The organism is Micromonospora sp. DT44 (genome assembly GCF_049841635.1).
GTDB lineage: Bacteria > Actinomycetota > Actinomycetes > Mycobacteriales > Micromonosporaceae > Micromonospora.
This window is the reverse complement of record NZ_JBNCKS010000021.1, coordinates 23362-40091: the sequence shown is the minus strand read 5'-3', so window position 1 is coordinate 40091 and position 16730 is coordinate 23362. Positions and strand designations below refer to the sequence as shown.

The following is a 16730-nucleotide window of genomic DNA, read 5'->3' as shown; positions in this document are numbered from 1 at the left end:
ATCGGCCCAGGTTTGGCCCGGGGGCCGCTGGGGACCCGGGGAGGCATGGCAGGAGCAGCAGCGGAACAGCGCAGGCTCGCCACCGTCGTGGAGAGCTGGCTCGGGCGTCCGGTCCTGATCGTCGGTGACGCCATGCTGGACGAGTGGCGGTTCGCCGAGTCCGACCGGCTCTGCCGGGAGGCGCCCGCCCCGGTCCTGACTTTGCGTCGGCGGATCTCCGCCGCCGGTGGGGCCGCGAACACCGCCGTCAACGTCGCCACCCTCGGCGGACGGGCCGTGCTGGTGGCGCCGGTCGGCGCGGACGTCGCCGGGGACGAACTGCACGACTGTCTGGACCGGGCCGGCGTCTGGGACCGTACCGTCAACCAACCTGGCCGACCCACTCCCGTGAAGCGGCGGATGCTGGCCGGCAACCAGATCCTGCTCCGGGAGGATTCGGGTGACCCCGACGACGCGCTCGACCCGGACGGCGTGACCCGGCTGCTCACGGCGCTGGACTGCGCCACCGAGGAGCTGCGCGCCGCCGCCGACGGCGAGGCGCCGACCCTGGTGGTCTGCGACTACGGCCTGGGGGCGCTGCCCCCGCCGGTCCGCGCGTGGCTGGTCGAGAACCGCGAGCGGTACGCCACGGTCGCGCTGGACGCCCACGACCTCGCCGACTGGCGGGGACTCGCGCCGACCGTGGTCACCCCGAGCTTCGCCGAGGCGACCCGGTTGCTGGCCCGTGCCGGTGGCGCGACCCGTACGACGGCCGGTACCGACCTGCACCTGGAGCACCCCGACATCGACCCGGCCGACGGGCCGTCCGAGTTGAGCGTGGGGGCCGCCCCGGGCGGGGCCCGCGCCGACGACCGTCCCGGCCCGGTCGGCGAACCCACGCCGGGCGAGAGTCGGGTGGCCCTCACCGGCGACGGTCTCAGCGTCACCGGGACGGGCGTCACCGTGAACACCGAGGCCGGAGCGGGTGTGGACCGGGCCGTGCTGGCCGAGTCGCGCCTGGCGGAGTTGCACGCCCACACGGGGGCGGACGTGGTCGCGGTGACCCTGGACACCGACGGCGCGGTGGTCGGCGGCGCGGACGGCGAGCGGCGGCGCAGCCACAGCACCCCGGTCCCGGCGAGCCACGCCGTGGGAGCGGGAGACGCCTACCTGGCGGCGATGACCCTGGCCCTGGCCGCCGCCGCGCCGCTGCCCACCGCCGCGCAACTCGCCCAGCTCGCGGCCACCATCACGGTCTCCGACACCGGCACCTGCGTGTGCCTGCGCGACGACCTGCTCGCCGCGCTCGACATGCCGCCGGAAGCCAGCGGGCACCCGGCCGTGGTCGGCACCGACGAGTTGGACACGATCGTCGCCGAACACCGCGAGGCGGGACGGTCGGTGGTGTTCACCAACGGCTGCTTCGACGTGCTGCACCCCGGGCACGTGCGCTACCTGGAGCAGGCCCGCGCCCTGGGCGACCTGCTCATCGTGGCGGTCAACTCGGACGGCAGCGTACGTCGGCTCAAGGGCCCGGACCGGCCGGTCAACCCGGTCGAGGACCGTGGCGCCCTGCTGGCCGCGCTGTCGTGCGTGGACCACGTGGTGGTCTTCGAGGAGGACTCGCCCGCCGCGCTGATCGAGGCGGTCCGGCCGGACGTCTACGTCAAGGGCGGGGACTATCCGCCCGAGCTGGTGCCGGAAGCGCCGCTGGTACGGCGGCTCGGCGGTCAGGTGCGAACCCTCGGGTACGTGGCGGACCGGTCCACCTCCGCGATCATCGAACGGATCCGGTCCCACGGTCAGGACCCGGCGACGTACGCCTCCGATCCGTCGTTGAGCACCCGTACCCAGGCGTCGTGAACCGGCCCCTCGCCCTCGGCGTGCCGGCGGAGTTCCGCGTCGACCGGCTCGTCGACGTGCTGATCCCGACCCGGAACCGGCCCACCGAGCTGGCCGTCACCCTGGCCGGGCTCGCCGCGCAGGAGGGGGTGCCCGGCTTCGGCGTGGTGGTCAGCGACCAGTCCGACGGCGACCCGGCGTACGCCCACCCGGCCGCGGCCACCATGGTCCGGGCGCTGCGGCACGCCGGCCACCCGGTGCTGCTGACCCGCCGGCTGCCACGTCGGGGACTGGCCGAGCACCGGGCGTACCTGCTCGACGCGTCGGCCGCCCGGTACGTGCTCAACCTCGACGACGACGTCTGGCTGGAGCCGGGGGCGCTGCGCCGGCTGGTCGCCGCGATCGAGGAGCTGGGCTGCGGGTTCGTGGGCAACGGTGTGCACGGTCTGTCGTACGTCGACGACGTACGTCCGGACGCGCACGGGCACTACGAGGAGTGGGCGGGACCGCCCGCGCCGGAGCGGATCCGCCCGGGCAGCGTCGAGTGGGATCGCGCCCGGATCCACTCGGCGGCCAATCTGCTGCACGTCACCGCCGGGGTGGGGCTGCCGCCGGGCGCGTGGCGGGCGTACAAGGTGTCCTGGATCGGCGGCTGCGTGCTCTACGACCGGGCCAAGCTCCTCGACTCGGGCGGGTTCGACTTCTGGCGTCGGGTGCAGGAGAGACACCAGGGTGAGGACGTGGCCGCCCAGCTCGCGGTGCTGGCCCGGCACGGCGGGGCGGGCATCCTGCCCAGCGGCGCCTACCACCTGGAAACCCCCACCACGGTCACCGAACGGGACGTGGAGGCGTGGGAGGTCGTCCTCGCCGACGAGGGCTTGATTACGGGTTGAGCAGTTCGCGGGCCGCTTCGCGCACCTCGGCCACGGGGACGTCGGTGACGAACGAGTCGCGGTGCGGGCACTCGCCGTCGCCCGGCCGGTGCGGGTAGATGCCGGGCGTGCAGTCCACCCCGCAGATCGGGCAGTGCACCATCCACGAGGTGATCGGTCGGTGCCGGCCGCGCAGCGGGTTCGCCGTGTTGATCAGGTTGCCGACCCAGAAGATGCCCACCGTGGGAGCCCCCACCGCGGCGGCCAGGTGCAGCGGACCGGTGTCGTTCGAGACGACCAGCGCGCAGTCGGCGTAGCAGCCGGCCAGCCCGCCGAGGCTGAGTGTGCCCACCTGCGGCCGGACCGGCGCCCCGGCCGCCGCGACCACCCGGTCCACGACGTCCCGCTCCGCCGGCGTACCGGTCACCAGCACCTCGTAGCCGTCGTCGTGCAGCGCGTCCGCCACCTCGGCGAACCGTTCGGCCGGCCAGCGCCGTCGGGTGTCGCTGGCACCGGGATGCAACGCCACCCGGGGTCGCTCCGGCGGGCCGAGCACCCGCTCCGCCTCGCTCCGGTCCGCGTCGGTGACCGCCAGCGTCGGCACGATCGTGGTGGCCGGAGCGCCCACCAGCGCCACCGTCTCCAGGTAGCGGATCACCTCGTGCTGGTAGTACACGTAGCGGACCCACCGGTCCAGCGGCGGCGCGTCCTCGGCGCGCAGCCCGACGGTCACCCGGGCGCCGAGCCGACTGACGAACGGGTTGGAGTTTGCGCCGCCACCGTGTATCTGCACCGCCAGATCGAAGCCCTCATCCCGGGCCGCCGCCACGAAGTCGTCAATCGTCGCGGCCGACTCGTCGGCCACCGGCTCGCGGATGCCCGGCCCCGGCGGCACCACCAGCACCCGGTCCACCGGGCCGGGCCGATCGCGCCAGAGCTTCGCGTGCCACGGCGCTCCGAGCAACACGATCTCCGCCGAGGGGTACGCGGCACGCAGCGCGTCCAACGCCGGGAGGACGAAGATGAAGTCGCCGAGGGCGTTGGCGCGGAGTACGGCGATCCGCCGCACGTCTTCGACTCGCCCGGCCGTCGGACCGAGCAGGGACGGGGTGACCACCTGGCCCGCTACGGCCGGTCGATCTCGCCGGCGGTGTCCGGGTGGTGCAGCTCCCGGTCCGCAGCGGGGTCGGCCGGAACCGGCGTACCCCCGGACAGGCCGCCGGAGCGCGGCCCGGTGCGGCCGACGGTGATGGTGCGCGGCGCGGGCCGCGCCGCCCGGGGCAGGTGGACCCGCAGCAGCCCGTGGTCCATCACCGCGTCGATGCCCTCCGGGTCGACCCGCGACGGCAGGTCGACGCGGTACTCGAAACCCCGGGTCTCGAAGCCACCGGGGATGCCCTGGTCGGCGTTGACCTCCGCCTCGGAGCGGCCCCGCACGCACAACTCGCGGTCGTCCAGCTCGACGGCGACCTCCTCCGGGGCGACGCCGGGCAACCGCACGACGACCTGCCAACCGTCCGCGGTCTCGGTCAGCTCGACGTCGGACGCCCCGGCCCGGCCCCCGACCAACCGGCTCAGCTCGGCGCGCAGCGACTGCAACTCGCCCATCGGGTCCCAGCCCTGCTGCCGGTTGCGCCATCCCCGACCGAAACCACCGGCCTGCTGCTCGGTCATCGCACGTCTCCGATCCGCTGGGTCGTGGGTCGCAGTGAGCTGGGCGCGTCCAGGTCGGCGTCGCGGTCGACGCCCACACCGAGCCGGTCGACAAGCTCGCCACCGAGCCAGGCGCTGATGCCGAGGATCGCCACCGCGACCACCTCGATGGCGATCAGCGCGCCGCCGGCGGCCCGCGAGTCCGCGTTGAGCCGGACCGCCCAGACGGCGGCGAAGAGCAGGATCACCGCGACGTTCGCGCCCGCGTGCAGCAGACCCACCCTCTTCGCGCGGGTGCCGGTCGGGATCGCCAGCAGGTCGAACGAGCCGGCCGCCGCGGCGAGCAGGCCGCCGATCAGACCGACGGTGATGTTCCAGTACGCGACCTCGCCGAGGAAGTCGGGCCCGCCGACCGTGTCGATGATGTCGAAGAGCACCGCCGTGACCAGCAACGCGACCGGGAACATGACAAGCATCGGATGGACTGGGTGACCCAGCACCTTGAGTCGGCTCTCCATGTCCCGGCCTCCACTGGTCGGCGCTCCTGCGGACGGTACGTGCGGCGGGCGTGTCGCGTGAGGCCGTACCCCTGGCGGTCCGGGGCAAACCTCGATGGCCACGCGGGCCTAGGCTGGTGACGGTGGCGCGCCCGCCACCCTGGTCAACGGCTCAGGGAGGATCACGTGACGGTGGAGATCACCACACACGAGGAACTACGCGAGCTGCTCGGGACACCACACCCTCGGGCCGCCAACAAGGACCGCCCCCGCCTGCACGAACGCGACCGCCAGTGGCTCGCCGCCGCGCCGTTCTGCCTGGTGGCGACGGCCGGCGCGGACGGAAGCTGCGACGTCTCCCCCAAGGGCGACCCGGCCGGGTTCGCGCTGGTGCTCGACGACACGACAATCGTGCTGCCGGAACGTCCGGGCAACAAGCGCGCGGACGGCTACCAGAACATCCTCGACAACCCGCACGTTGGGCTGCTCTTCCTGATCCCGGGCCGCACCGACACGCTGCGCATCAACGGGCGGGCCCGCCTCGTCCGCGACGCGCCCTGGTTCGACGACATGGTGGTCAAGGGCCACCGGCCGGTGCTCGCCGTGGTGGTCGAGATCGAGCAGATCTTCTACCACTGCGCGAAGGCGTTCCTGCGGTCCGCGCTGTGGCAGCCCGAGAGCTGGCAGCCCGACGTCCTGCCGACCCGTGCCCGCCTGATCAAGGAGGTCGAGGCGCCCGTCGAGAGCCTGGAAGAGCTGGAGAGGCACTACGGCCCGGAGTACGCCAAGAAGATCTACGTCTAGGCGGTCAGCTCGACCAGCCGGCCGGATTGCCGAACGACTCACGGGAGATGCCGGAGCCGGTCTCCGGCCACGAACCGAACCGGTCGTTGTGCAGGTGGGCGAAGAAGTAGCACATGCTCTCGCACTCCGCGTCGAGCACGGCGAGGGCGGGTGTGGCCCGGACCGCCTCGTAGTAGTCACGGCCGAGAGCGACGATGAAGCCCCGGCAGTAGAGAAAGCCGTCGTCCGAGCCGTCGGTGACCTCGTGGATGTCCTCCCGGTCGATGTCGTGCAGCTTGCGCTCCACCACCCGGTCGAGATCGGTCAGCTCCTGCGTGGACAGTTCGGCGCTCAGGTGCGCCAGGCGGTCCAGGAAGGGGGACAACCACCTGTCGATCGCGGACGACGGGTCATCCTCGTCGGGCTCGTCGTCATCGTCGGCCGGATCGCGCTCGACGAGGGCTCGCCGCAGCGCCTGCGGCTCCGCGCCCAGCTCCGCCCAGGCCGACTCGATGAGCGCCCACAGCCGGGCCTCGTCGGCAGAGGTCGGCAACGTTCCGGTGGCATCGGTGGTCACAGTCACGCCCGGACCGTACGTCGCATAACCGACACTCCCGCCAGTCACGCAGCGGTCGACACCATCCACAGGTGACCGTCCGGGTCGGCGAAGACACCCGAGTACCCCCAGGGCTGTGCGATCGGTTCGACGACCACCTCGGCGCCGGCGGCACGCGCCCGCTCGACGATCGCGTCCGCCTCCTCCGTGGTATCCGCGTCGAGGCGGAGCAGGCACTCGCCGGAGCGGATGGCGATGGTCCTCGTGGACTACAAGGGCGGGGCCACCTTCGCGCCGTTCAGCGACCTACCGCACCTGGCCGGGCTGATCACCAACCTCGCCGCCGACGCGGCACTGGTGGAGCGGATGTACACGAGCCTCGACGGCGAGGTGCAGCGCCGTCAACAGGTGCTCGCCGACGCCGGCAAGGTCACCGACATCACCGAGTACCACATGCTCCGCGCCCAGGGTGAGCGCAAAGAGCTGCCCCCACTGCCCCACCTCCTCGTGCTCATCGACGAGTTCGGTGAGCTGCTCGCCGCCAAGTCGGAGTTCATCGACCTGTTCCTGCGCATCGGTCGGATCGGGCGGTCCATCGGCGTGCACCTGCTGCTGTCCAGCCAGCGCGTCGAGCAGGGCAAGATGCGCGGCCTGGAGAACTATCTCGCCTACCGGATCGGCCTGCGTACGCTCACCGAGATCGAGTCACGCACCGTCCTCGACACGGTCGACGCGTTTCACCTGCCGCCGCTGCCCGGAAACGGGTACCTGAAGGTCGACGTGTCGATTTACCAGCGGTTCAAGGCTGCCTACGTGTCCGGCCCGCTCGACGACGGCGCGGACGCCGAACTCGCCCCGATCGTCGGACCGCTGGCGAAACCGATGCCGATGTTCGGAACCGCCCGCGCCGACGTCGACGAGAGCGCGCCGGACGAGCCGACGGCCACCCGGCGTACCACGGGACCGACCCTGCTGTCCACGGTGGTACGGCAGATGGCGGCGAGCGGGCAGCACGTCCCGGCGATCTGGCTACCGCCCCTGCCGTCCCTGCTCACCCTCGACGAGATAGGCGGCGGGGTGAGCACCACCCCGGACGGTGTACGCCTGGGGATGAGCCCGCTGCCCGGCGGTGGGTTGCCGGTTCCGCTGGGCCGACTCGACGACCCGGCCCGCCAGTGGCAGGGCCCCTGGGTGCTGAACCTCGCGGGGAGCGGCGGCAACCTGCTCATCCTGGGCGGACCCGGCAGCGGCAAGACGACGGCGCTGCGGACCCTCGCCCTCGGCCTGGCCACCACCCACCGTCCCACCGACGTCGGGATCTACGGCATCGACCTGCTGGGAAACGGCCTGTCGGGGCTCGCCGAGCTGCCCCACGTCGGCGGCGTCGCCGGTCGTGAGGACCGTGAGCGGGTCCGCCGGGTCGTCGACGAGGTACACGCGATGCTCACCCGCCGGCAGCGCATCTTCAGCCGGCACCAGTTCGACACGGTCGAGGACCTGCGAAACGCCGACGAAGCCGTGCGCGCCGAGGTCGGCTGCGTCGACGTGGTGTTGCTGATCGACGGCTACGGACAGCTCAACGCGGAGTTCGAAGGTCTCGAAGCCAAGGTGCACGGCCTGCTCGCCCGGGGCGGTCGCTACGGCATCCACGTGGTCGGCGCGGCCCGGCGCTGGAACGAGGTCCGCGCCGCCCAGCAGGTCGCCTTCGCCAACCGCGTCGAGCTGCGGCTCACCGAGCCCGCCGAGTCCAGCATCGACGGCCGGCAGGCCCGCGCCGTACCACCGGACCAGCCCGGCCGGGCGTTGACCAGCGAGAAGTTGTTCGCCCAGGTGGCGCTTCCCCGACTGGACGGGGTCGCCGACCCGGCGGTCGCCGGTCTGGTCGCGGCCGCCCGATCGGTACGGGCGGCCTGGACGGGCGCGCTGCCGCCGCCGGTACGGGTCCTGCCCGCCGTGCTTCCCGTAGCCGACCTGGCCGGCGCTCCCTCCGGTCACGGGGTGGTTCCCTTCGGCCGCTACGAGCACGACTTCTCCACCGCCGCTGTCGACCTCTTCGGCCGCGACCAGCACCTCCTCGTGCTCGGGGACCCCCGGACGGGCAAGACGAACCTGCTGCGGCTGGTCGCCGAGGAGTTGATGAGCCAGTACGACTCCGAGGAACTCGTCTTCGCCGTGTTCGACCCGCGCCGTGCCCTCGCCGACGTGGTGCCCGACCACTACTGCGGCGGGTACGCCCCGAACCCCGCGCTCGCCCAGCAACTCTCCAAGGCGGTCTCCGACGAGCTGGCGAAACGGCAGTCACCTGAGGCGGCGCGTACCCGGATCGTGCTGCTCATCGACGACTACGACATCCTGGCCGCTTCGGCCACACAGCCGCTCGGCGCGCTGGTGCCGCACGTGGCGGCCGGCCGCGACACCGGGCTGCACGTCGTGATGGCCCGCCGGGTGGCGGGTGCCTCACGCGGCCTGTTCGAGCCGTTCCCGCTGGCCGTACGGGAGGCCGGCTGCCTCAGCCTGCTCATGTCGGGCGACCGGACGGAGGGCCAACTGTTCTCCGGCGTGCGGCCCATGGTCCTGCCGACCGGCCGCGCGCAACTGATCCGCCCCGGCGACGGTCCCCGCATGGTGCAGACCGCGTTCACCGGCGAGACGAAGGAGCACTGATGACGTTCGACACGGTGGCGCTGTGTCGCGCCGAGCCCGATGCGGCCGCGATGCTCGGGGCCCTGCTCGCGGCCGGCTCCGAGCTGAAGATGGACACCGTCCAGGCGGTCGGGCTGGTGCAACTGTTCGACCCCGTCGACGGGCGGCTCCTGCTGAGCGTCGAGGCCGCGCGTCTGGTGCGCGTACCCGGGGAGGCTCGGCGGCTCCTGGGCCTCGCCCCGGCCGACGACGTACCCGAGCCGGCGTGGTGGGTGGAGAGCCGGACGCCGGGCGCGGACCCGCAGGCCGCGGACGTCGCCCGCCGCTTCACCGCCGCGCTGGTCGAGATCACCGGAGGGCTGACATGGGAGAGCCGATGAACGGCGCGACCGACACGATCACCGACCGGGCCGTCGTCCTGCACCAGGACCGCCCGGTGGTCGGCCTGGCACCGTGGCTCGCGCAGGCGGCCGTCGACGCGGTACGCGACGGTCTGCTGCTCCAGGTCGTCACGCCAGTGGACGGCGTCATCACGTACCCGCTCGAGACGATGCTCGCCAAGGCGCAGGGCCAGTGGGTGGTGCGGGCGGGCGAGGAGCACCGGGACGGCCTCACCGGGTTGCCGCTGCGCTGGGACGGTCACCGCTTCGCCAGATCCAACGCCGCGCAGACCGCTGGAACACTGCCCACGAACACACCGTGGACGGGTGGCCTGGAGATCCAGATCGTCACCATGCACCCCGCCACCGAGGCCCTGCGGCTGGGCGCCAGCACCGAGGCCGCCGTCCGCGCCCTCACCGGCGCAGAGCCGACCGGTTGGGGCGTCGCGGAACCGGTCACCGAACCGTGGTCACGCCACGAACTCACCGCGTTCTGTCGAACGCGCGCGCCGGCACCCACCAGCCTGACCGTCGTCGGCGGCGTCGACGGGTCGGCGACGCTCGGGGTCCTGACGGTCGAGCGGGTCGACGTCGGCGTCCGCGAACAACTCCGGTTGGCCGGCCCGCCCCTGTCGGTCGTCGACGCGGCGACGCTCGAAGGTCTCGCCGAGAAGCTGGCGGGTACCGCCCGCAGCATGATCGTGACCGTGCATCCGGGCCGATCCGGCGGGCTGCGGTCGAGCCGACCGAGCATGCCGGCGCTGCCGTGGGGCATCCTCGTCGGCCACCACGAAAACCCCGTCGAGTCCGAGCAGGAGGTGGTGGTGGGTCGCCCCCTCGGGCGGGGAGCCCGACGCGCGTGGTGGTACCGACTGGACGGCGGTCCGGGTGCGCCGTACGAGACGCTCGGCGCGGTGCTGCGTCGCTACGGCCTGAACGGCGGTTCGGGCGGCTGACTCGCCGATCGCCTGACGAACACCGGTCAGCGGCGCACCTGGTAGCGCAGGTGGAGCACCCGGTTCCCCTGAATCACCACGTCCGGATCCTCCAGCAGGTGCTGCGCGTCGACCGACCCGAAGTAGCGCTTCCCGGAGCCGAGCACCACGGGTACGACGTCCATGCGTACCTCGTTGATCAGGCCCGCGGCAAGCACCTGGCCTCCGACATCGCCAGCGGCGACCTCGACCACGCGGTCACCCGCAAGCTCCTGCGCCCGGGCCACGGCCGTCTCGACGCCGTCGACGAAGTGGAACGGTGCCGCCGGGTCCCAGCTCTCGGGCGGCGGCCGGTGCGTCACGACGACCACATGGTCGATCCCGCTGGGCGGCTTCCCGTCCCAGCCGTCCGTCAGGTCGAAGACGTGGCGGCCGACGACCGTCACCCCGATCTGGTCCCAGTACGGCCGGGTGTAGTCGTAGGACGTCTGCGAGACCTTCACCATGCCGCTCTCGTCCAGCGGTACGTCACCGCTCGACAGCCAGTCGAAGAGCGGTCCGGGCTGGTCGCTGTCGTCCGCGACGAAGCCGTCCACCGACACCGAGCCGTACATGACCACCTTGCCCACAGGCTCTCCTCTGCTCTGAGACGCCCCAAGGTAGCGTGCCGTGAGCTGCCGCTCTTGTAGAAAATCAATCGACCGGCAGCGGCCAACCGTCCAACACGTGGCCGGGGTGCTCACGCAAAAACCGCCGCCGGACTTCGACGTACCGGGTCGGTGTGAGCCCGGTGAACGCTCGGAACTCGTGGCCGAAGTGAGCCTGGTCGAAGTAGCCAGCGCCGCTGGCGAGCTCGGCCCAGTCAACCGGTCCGGCGGGGTCGATCGTGAGCACGGTGGCGGCGAAGCGGTAGGTGCGGGCCAGCCGCTTCGGAGTAACGCCGACGTGATCCTTGAACCGCTGAGCCAGGTACGTGCTGCTGACACCGGCCGAGACTCTCAGGTCGTCGATAGCCACTGCCCCGCTGGTCGCGGCGATGACACTGCTCGTATGGCGAACCAACCCCAGGCCGCTGGTCTCGCGCAGCCGTCGCATCAGCTCCTCCTCGAGCAGCGTCAGCATCCGGTGCGGTCCGTCTGCCGTAGCCAGCCGGTCGCACAGCTCGGCAATGGCGGGCCGGCCCCACACCTGTTCCAACGTCACCGGCCGGTCGCACAGCTCGACCGCGGGCATCGGCAGGAACGGCGCCAGTCCCCACGGCTTGACGTGCACGCCGACGGAACGGGTCCGGAGTGGGTACCCGAACTCCACGGCGCGGGTGGGAGTGGTGACGACACAGCCGTCGACGTACTCGGCCGTCTCGATGTCGGTGCCGGCACGGATGCGAAACGGTGGCCCGAGGTTGACGATGAGCAGCGCCGCCGGCATCGGCGGCAGCATCAGCCGGGCGTACGGCGACGAACCCTCCAGGTAATAGAGATCGTCGATCAGCGCGTCCAGCGGCGGTCGCGGCACCCTGGACACGTACTCCATCTCGGAAGTATCGCCGACGCCCCGCCGGCATACCGCCTCGGCACGTCGATTCAGTCGACGGACTCGAGAATCTCCTGAAGGCCTCTGACGAGGTACATCGGTCGATAGCCCAGCCTCTGCAACTCTGCGAACATCTCTCTCGCAGCCGGCTCGTCCATGTGGCCTCGCTGAAAGTCCCGGACCGTCAGCACGTACGGCATGTCCTCGAACGGGATCCCCGCGTCGTCCTCCAGCTCGTGCCCCACCTTGAAGTCGAGCGCCAGGTCCTCCGTCCTGCCCAGGTAATCGGCGTACGGCTTGTCGGACGGCTCGAACGGGATACCCAGGGCCGAACTGACCTGGTCGGCCACCCGCTCGCGGTCCTCGATGGACCCGAAATAGATCTGCACGTAGTTCGGCATAGGTGCCTTGCCCCGCCAATCCGGTCTGCTCCGCGGGCGACCCTAGAGGCCTCCGCGCGCGTAGTCCTCGATCGTGATGTCGCCGTACTCGTCGCCGCCGACCTCGCGATAGCCCGCGATCTCCTCGAAGTTCCCGTCGTCGCTGAACTTGACGACCAGTTCGGAACCGGCGGTGTCGGCGAGAAACCTCCAGAGCACCTGCGACAGCTGGAGATCTTCGGAGGTCAAGTGGTGGCCGATGGAGAATCCGATGACCGTCCCACTCTGCTCTCGCAGCCGCTTACCAAGCCCGATCATCAACTGGCGTGACGGACACACCAGATAGCTCGAAACACTCACGATCCTCCTCCCGAGATAACTAGATCGACTCGGGTTGGCGGTCGATGAACGAGCTGACGCTCTCCGCCTCGGCGCGGGTCTTCTTGTGGAGACACGGATCGTTAATTAGGCGGTCGAGGTAGCCCTTCTCGTCCGGGCCGCCGAGATCGAGAATCGTTGGAATGGTGATGATTGTCAGACGCCACTGCAGGCGAGGCGTGGCCTCCTTGAGCAGGTCGACCACCCGGGCTCGTCCCGCATCGTCCAGGTGATCAGGCCCCAACCGGCGGAGCCAGCGGATCAGACTCTCCGTCGCGCCCTGCAGAATGAAGAAGACCCACGATCGACCGATGCTGTCGATCACCTCGTCTGGTGGCGTCGTCCACGTGACGCCGAAGACGTCCTTCGGGTCCAGGTACACCTCGGCCCAGTCGCGCACCCGCTCGGGTGTGACGTCGGCGAGGGTCGGCATCGACTGCTTGAGCCGTGAATACAGGATGAACCAGTAGTCGTCGAAGAACGCCCTCGGAAGCCCCCAGTCGGCCTCGTCGCCGTGACGGTCCCGGACGTCCACCAGGTACGCGAGGCAGGTCTCCAACGCCGTCAGAGCCTCGACCCGGTGCAGCGGGTCGGGCGGCAGCTCGGAGGTCGCCTTGCCACGTTCGACGGGATCCGCCAGCCGCCACGGAACTGGCACGGCGGCCAGTATTTCGGGGGCAACCCAGGGACCAGCCACTGGACCAACTCCATAAGGGACCTGTCTCACTCAACTATCCGCGACGAAGCTTTCGCTGGGGGTCATTCTCGGCGGAGGGATGACAGCTGAGTAGTTTCGGGATGAACTGGCTGTCGGGGTGGCTGCTTCATCGGCTGACGATGGTTCCCGGGTCTCAAGAGCAGTGACACGCTAGGCTCGCGCGCGCTTGCTGTCGATAAGCCACCGCTTGCTTGCTGCCTCGGCGCGGGTTTTCTCATGTAGGTCCGGATCATTCGCCAACTGGTCAAAGTAGGGACGCTCAGCCGACCCGCCGAGACTCAGAATTACCGGAATTGTCTCGATCGTGTAACCCCACGGCAGGCGCGGCGTGGTCGTTTTGAGGAGATCGAGCGCCCTGGCGCGCTCTACGACATCCAGATGATCCCGTGCGACCAACTCCAGCCAACGGAGCAGATCCTCGGTCAGGCCATTGACGATGAAAGTCGCCCACATCTGCCCGACCGCCTCGACGAACTCATCCGAGGGCTCGGTCCACGTGACGTCGAGGATCTCCGCCACGTCGTCCTCCTGCAGCCAGTCACGCACCTTCGTGCGCGTCACGTCGGCGAGGGTCGGCAGCCGTCGTTTGAGCCTAATCTGCAGCAGGAACCAGTCGTCGTTGGAGAACGCCTCGGGCAACCCCCAGTTCGGGTCGTCGCCGTAACGAGCGGCGGAGTTCACTTGAAAGGCAAGACACGCTTCCAAGGCCGAGAGCGCCAGCGCCCGGTGTTCAGGATCGGCCGGCAGGTCCCTAATCACGGGGTGACGTCGCCCAGACTCCGCCGCCTGCCACGAGGGCGGCAGGGCCAACAGTTCGGGCGGTACCAAAGATTCGCTCACAGGAAGTCAACTCCATAGGGCCTGAGGAAGTCGCGTGCCGCAGCGAGGTTGGGCATGTGCTCGTCGAACCAGGCCCCGGACTGGCCTCTCTTCATGGGGTGCGCTGGATCGGCTGCCGCCTGCTCCGCCGCCTCACGCAGTTGGCGCAGCTGATCCGGAGTCAACGTGCGTCCACCAATCTGGACCGGCAGGTCCGCATTGGCAATCCGGTCGATCGCATACGCCTTCGGCTCAGTTTTGGTCATGCTGAACAGGCCCTTCAACCCCTCGTCGGTCCCGATGCGGTAGCTCACTGCCCGTCCTGCGGGATTTTCACCCCGCCATGTAACCAGCCGGCGCAGCTGATCGGGGTTCTCACTGATCTTATTGGCCACCGTCTGCGCGGTCGCCTTGACCTCGTCCAAATGCACCTTGCCGTCCCTGGTCTGGTACACCAGATCCGACTCGGGGACGTCACCGGTACTGACCACTTTACCGTTGCCGAGATCGACAAGCTCATTCTTGACGCTGATACCGATCTTCGAGCCAGGCATCAGGTCGGGGCTGTTGAGAACCTCGTTCGCGGCACGTAGCTCAGCGGCCGCTCCCACTGCCGCGGAACGGTCGCCACCCAACTGTTCCATCATGTCGCGCAGAACCTGGGCCTGCCGATCCGCACTGCCTGCCAATCGTCCGGAATCCTGTAGTTCGACGAAGTCCCGGACGGCGCGGTTGGCCACACCGTCCGGCAGGTCGCTGCGGGCGAGCAACTCCAACGCCTGGGCCCTCGCTGCCGGATTGAGCCGCTCGGCCTGATCAACGAACCGCTGCTGCTCATCCGGCGTGAGATCCCGCCCGCGATCGGCGTTACCTCCGCCCGGCGGGTTCCCGTCGGGGGCGTTGCCGTCCGGCACGTTGCCACCAGGCCCGTTGCCGTCCGGCAGATTGCCACCCGGCCCGTTGCCCTCTGGGAGGTTGCCACCAGGGGTATTGCCCTCAGGCAGGTTGACGCCCGGCGTATTGCCGTCAGGGATGTGCCCACCGGGGGCGTTGCCCTCCGGGATATGCCCACCGGGCGTCAGGTCGCCTGGGACGTGACCGCCCGGCGTGTTCCCGCCAGGTACGTGGCCGCCCGGCCCGTTGCCCCCGTCCATGTGCATCGCGTCGCCACCGCGGACGTTGGGCATCTCGACTTCGAAGCCACGCCCGATCGGCACGTCGCCGGCGATCGCCGGAACCAACCCGAGCTGCGGAATCTTGATGTCGAACTTCCTGGCGAGGTTGATGGCCACCTCGCCCACGGTGGGCAGTTTGTCGAGCCAGTTTCCGGTGCGGACCAGCGCGGCGCTAACCCGCGCGGCGGTGGCGCTGCCGCGAATGGTGTTGACCGCCGCGCCCGCACCGCGCAGCCCGGAGGCGGCACCCTTGGTGCCCACGACCGCCGAGAAGATGTTGAAGGTGGCCATGCCGGCCGCCTTCGACTTGTCCTCGCCCCACGTGTCGTACGCGATGATGGTCTTGCCCGCGTTGAGCAGGAGGTTTCCCGCCTCGCGCTGCTCCATGAACGGCATGCCGACCGTCTGGTCGATCACGATCGTCACCGGGTTGACGTAGATGGAGACCGCCCACACGAACTTGCCGAGCCCCAGCCACGACTGACCGGCGGTGCCCCAGCTCCATTCGCCGGTGGTGGGATCGCGGCCGATCAGCCCGCCCAGGTCTTGAAGCATGGTGACGAAACTGATGCCCATGCCGACGAAGTACGCCCCCACGTCGCCCCAGAAGCCGCGGTCGTGCTCCTCGTTGCTGCCCCACGGCAGGGCGTCGTCCTCACCGGCGGCGGCGTTGAGCGTGTCGGCGGTGAAGCCGTACTCGCCGTCTTCGGCCTGGCCGTCGGCGTTGTCGGCCCGGTACTGACGGCCGCCGTACAGGGCGTTGATGGTGTTGGCGCACTTGCGCTGCGCCTCGAAGAACGCGGCCACCTGCGTGTTCACGGCGGTGATCAGGCCGTTGTGCTTGTCGACCTTGCCCTGGTCCTCGCGCCAGTCCTCGTCGTCCTTGACCGAGCCGACGAACTCCTCCGCCTGGCCCTTCAAGGCGGCGAGTTGAGCCTTGATCTCCTTGACCTCGGTGGCGTACGTGGCCAGCGCGGCCCCGACGGCCTGGATGTCCTCGCCCACCGAGGCCGACACCGTACGCACCGGGCCGGTGGCGGCGAAGAGCTGCGCCGCCTCCGGTGCCTTGTACACCGCCGCCAGCCCCTGCCAGGTGCTGTCGACCGCCTGGCCGGTGTTGGCGAAATCCACGCCGACGGTCCGGACCGTCTGGGCATGGGTAGCCAGCGTGTCCATGTTGCCGGGGATCTGCGGAATCTCCCCAGGGTTGATCATCGGGGCACCGCCCCACGGCCCGGCCCCGGCATCGTGGCCGACGGGTCGGGTGCCGCCGCGGCGCTGCGCTGCGCGTTCGCGGCCATCTCCAGATCACCTTCGACGTAGGCGTTCGTCGCCTGCGCCGCTGCCTGCATGCACGCCCCCGTGCGAGTGAACACGAACTCGAGATCCGTCCGAATCGACTCGACGAAGCCCTGAAGCGCCTGGCCCACGATCTCCGAACTGGACTCGGAGGCGGATCCCTCCAACGCCGAGTTCAAGCTCGTCATCTGCCCCTCGAAAGGCATGGCCGCGGCATGTGTACGAGTCAGGACGTCGCGCACTCCACCGGGGGAGATATCCCACGCGCTCACGCTCGTGCTCCCTCGT

19 protein-coding genes are annotated in these 16730 nt (G+C 70.4%); 6 read left to right on the top strand and 13 right to left on the bottom strand.

Features of this window, described 5'->3' with window-relative positions; all coding sequences use genetic code 11:
* The first annotated feature begins 45 nt into the window (after positions 1-45).
* A complete protein-coding gene (rfaE2, locus tag ACLQ25_RS14420) occupies positions 46-1842 on the top strand; it encodes a D-glycero-beta-D-manno-heptose 1-phosphate adenylyltransferase (RefSeq protein WP_425731381.1) in 1797 nt (598 codons plus the stop codon).
* Complete coding sequence (locus ACLQ25_RS14415) at positions 1839-2714, top strand: glycosyltransferase (RefSeq protein WP_425731380.1); 876 nt, start codon at positions 1839-1841, stop codon at positions 2712-2714. Before rfaE2 ends, ACLQ25_RS14415 begins: the two co-directional genes overlap by 4 nt.
* Here ACLQ25_RS14415 and ACLQ25_RS14410 read toward each other — a convergent pair.
* Genes ACLQ25_RS14410 through ACLQ25_RS14400 form a run of 3 tightly spaced genes read right to left on the bottom strand, consistent with a single transcriptional unit; the run spans position 2704 to position 4864 of the window.
* Positions 2704-3810 (bottom strand): glycosyltransferase family 9 protein, encoded by a 1107-nt coding sequence (locus ACLQ25_RS14410; RefSeq protein WP_425731379.1) that lies wholly within the window; start codon positions 3808-3810, stop codon positions 2704-2706. The genes ACLQ25_RS14415 and ACLQ25_RS14410 overlap by 11 nt on opposite strands.
* An 8-nt stretch (positions 3811-3818) precedes the next feature.
* Positions 3819-4367, bottom strand: coding sequence for an Hsp20/alpha crystallin family protein (locus ACLQ25_RS14405; protein ID WP_425731378.1), 549 nt, complete (start codon positions 4365-4367; stop codon positions 3819-3821).
* Positions 4364-4864 (bottom strand): DUF2231 domain-containing protein, encoded by a 501-nt coding sequence (locus tag ACLQ25_RS14400; protein WP_425731377.1) that lies wholly within the window; start codon positions 4862-4864, stop codon positions 4364-4366. The genes ACLQ25_RS14405 and ACLQ25_RS14400 overlap by 4 nt, the downstream gene beginning before the upstream one ends.
* A 165-nt stretch (positions 4865-5029) precedes the next feature.
* Here ACLQ25_RS14400 and ACLQ25_RS14395 point away from each other — a divergent pair, with 165 nt between their 5' ends.
* Positions 5030-5647, top strand: coding sequence for a pyridoxamine 5'-phosphate oxidase family protein (locus ACLQ25_RS14395; RefSeq protein ID WP_425731376.1), 618 nt, complete (start codon positions 5030-5032; stop codon positions 5645-5647).
* Positions 5648-5651: 4 nt separating this feature from the next.
* On the opposite strand, the gene ACLQ25_RS14390 is transcribed toward ACLQ25_RS14395, so the two are convergent.
* Together ACLQ25_RS14390 and ACLQ25_RS14385 are read right to left on the bottom strand one after the other, a co-directional pair.
* Complete coding sequence (locus ACLQ25_RS14390) at positions 5652-6209, bottom strand: DUF4240 domain-containing protein (RefSeq protein WP_425731375.1); 558 nt, start codon at positions 6207-6209, stop codon at positions 5652-5654.
* Between the two features lie 38 nt (positions 6210-6247).
* The gene (locus ACLQ25_RS14385) at positions 6248-6415 is read right to left on the bottom strand and encodes a VOC family protein (protein WP_425731435.1); all 168 of its coding nucleotides are present in this window, start codon (positions 6413-6415) and stop codon (positions 6248-6250) included.
* A gap of 16 nt (positions 6416-6431) precedes the next feature.
* Between ACLQ25_RS14385 and eccCb the strand changes: the two genes are divergently transcribed.
* From eccCb to ACLQ25_RS14370, 3 genes are read left to right on the top strand one after another with little or no spacing between them, the layout of a single operon-like run.
* Positions 6432-8846: a type VII secretion protein EccCb gene (eccCb, locus tag ACLQ25_RS14380; RefSeq protein ID WP_425731374.1), complete on the top strand. Its 2415-nt coding sequence runs from the start codon at positions 6432-6434 to the stop codon at positions 8844-8846.
* Positions 8846-9205, top strand: a complete 360-nt coding sequence (locus tag ACLQ25_RS14375; RefSeq protein ID WP_425731373.1) for a hypothetical protein — start codon at positions 8846-8848, stop codon at positions 9203-9205. The genes eccCb and ACLQ25_RS14375 overlap by 1 nt, the downstream gene beginning before the upstream one ends.
* Positions 9202-10161: a DUF6177 family protein gene (locus ACLQ25_RS14370; protein WP_425731372.1), complete on the top strand. Its 960-nt coding sequence runs from the start codon at positions 9202-9204 to the stop codon at positions 10159-10161. Before ACLQ25_RS14375 ends, ACLQ25_RS14370 begins: the two co-directional genes overlap by 4 nt.
* Before the next feature lie 26 nt (positions 10162-10187).
* On the opposite strand, the gene ACLQ25_RS14365 is transcribed toward ACLQ25_RS14370, so the two are convergent.
* The 8 genes from ACLQ25_RS14365 to ACLQ25_RS14330 form a co-directional block, all read right to left on the bottom strand.
* Entirely contained in the window at positions 10188-10769 is a 582-nt protein-coding gene (locus ACLQ25_RS14365) for a dihydrofolate reductase family protein (RefSeq protein WP_425731371.1), read from the bottom strand.
* 64 nt (positions 10770-10833) lie between these two features.
* On the bottom strand, positions 10834-11673 hold the full coding sequence (locus tag ACLQ25_RS14360; protein WP_425731370.1) for a helix-turn-helix domain-containing protein: 840 nt from the start codon (positions 11671-11673) through the stop codon (positions 10834-10836).
* A gap of 50 nt (positions 11674-11723) precedes the next feature.
* Positions 11724-12074, bottom strand: a complete 351-nt coding sequence (locus tag ACLQ25_RS14355; protein ID WP_425731369.1) for a hypothetical protein — start codon at positions 12072-12074, stop codon at positions 11724-11726.
* A 42-nt stretch (positions 12075-12116) separates the two neighbouring features.
* Positions 12117-12413: a hypothetical protein gene (locus ACLQ25_RS14350; protein ID WP_425731368.1), complete on the bottom strand. Its 297-nt coding sequence runs from the start codon at positions 12411-12413 to the stop codon at positions 12117-12119.
* A 19-nt stretch (positions 12414-12432) separates the two neighbouring features.
* A complete protein-coding gene (locus tag ACLQ25_RS14345) occupies positions 12433-13089 on the bottom strand; it encodes a hypothetical protein (RefSeq protein ID WP_425731367.1) in 657 nt (218 codons plus the stop codon).
* 210 nt (positions 13090-13299) lie between these two features.
* Positions 13300-13989, bottom strand: coding sequence for a hypothetical protein (locus ACLQ25_RS14340; protein WP_425731366.1), 690 nt, complete (start codon positions 13987-13989; stop codon positions 13300-13302).
* Complete coding sequence (locus ACLQ25_RS14335) at positions 13986-16358, bottom strand: hypothetical protein (RefSeq protein WP_425731365.1); 2373 nt, start codon at positions 16356-16358, stop codon at positions 13986-13988. Before ACLQ25_RS14335 ends, ACLQ25_RS14340 begins: the two co-directional genes overlap by 4 nt.
* Positions 16355-16714: a DUF6507 family protein gene (locus ACLQ25_RS14330; protein WP_425731364.1), complete on the bottom strand. Its 360-nt coding sequence runs from the start codon at positions 16712-16714 to the stop codon at positions 16355-16357. Before ACLQ25_RS14330 ends, ACLQ25_RS14335 begins: the two co-directional genes overlap by 4 nt.
* Positions 16715-16730 lie beyond the last annotated feature (16 nt).

Coding starts and splice junctions, on each gene's coding strand:
- rfaE2 (WP_425731381.1), top strand. CDS start 46: ATGGCAGGAGCAGCAGCGGAACAGCGCAGGCTCGCCACCGTCGTGGAG.
- ACLQ25_RS14405 (WP_425731378.1), bottom strand. CDS start 4,367: ATGACCGAGCAGCAGGCCGGTGGTTTCGGTCGGGGATGGCGCAACCGG.
- ACLQ25_RS14400 (WP_425731377.1), bottom strand. CDS start 4,864: ATGGAGAGCCGACTCAAGGTGCTGGGTCACCCAGTCCATCCGATGCTT.
- eccCb (WP_425731374.1), top strand. CDS start 6,432: ATGGCGATGGTCCTCGTGGACTACAAGGGCGGGGCCACCTTCGCGCCG.
- ACLQ25_RS14375 (WP_425731373.1), top strand. CDS start 8,846: ATGACGTTCGACACGGTGGCGCTGTGTCGCGCCGAGCCCGATGCGGCC.
- ACLQ25_RS14370 (WP_425731372.1), top strand. CDS start 9,202: ATGAACGGCGCGACCGACACGATCACCGACCGGGCCGTCGTCCTGCAC.
- ACLQ25_RS14360 (WP_425731370.1), bottom strand. CDS start 11,673: ATGGAGTACGTGTCCAGGGTGCCGCGACCGCCGCTGGACGCGCTGATC.
- ACLQ25_RS14355 (WP_425731369.1), bottom strand. CDS start 12,074: ATGCCGAACTACGTGCAGATCTATTTCGGGTCCATCGAGGACCGCGAG.
- ACLQ25_RS14335 (WP_425731365.1), bottom strand. CDS start 16,358: ATGATCAACCCTGGGGAGATTCCGCAGATCCCCGGCAACATGGACACG.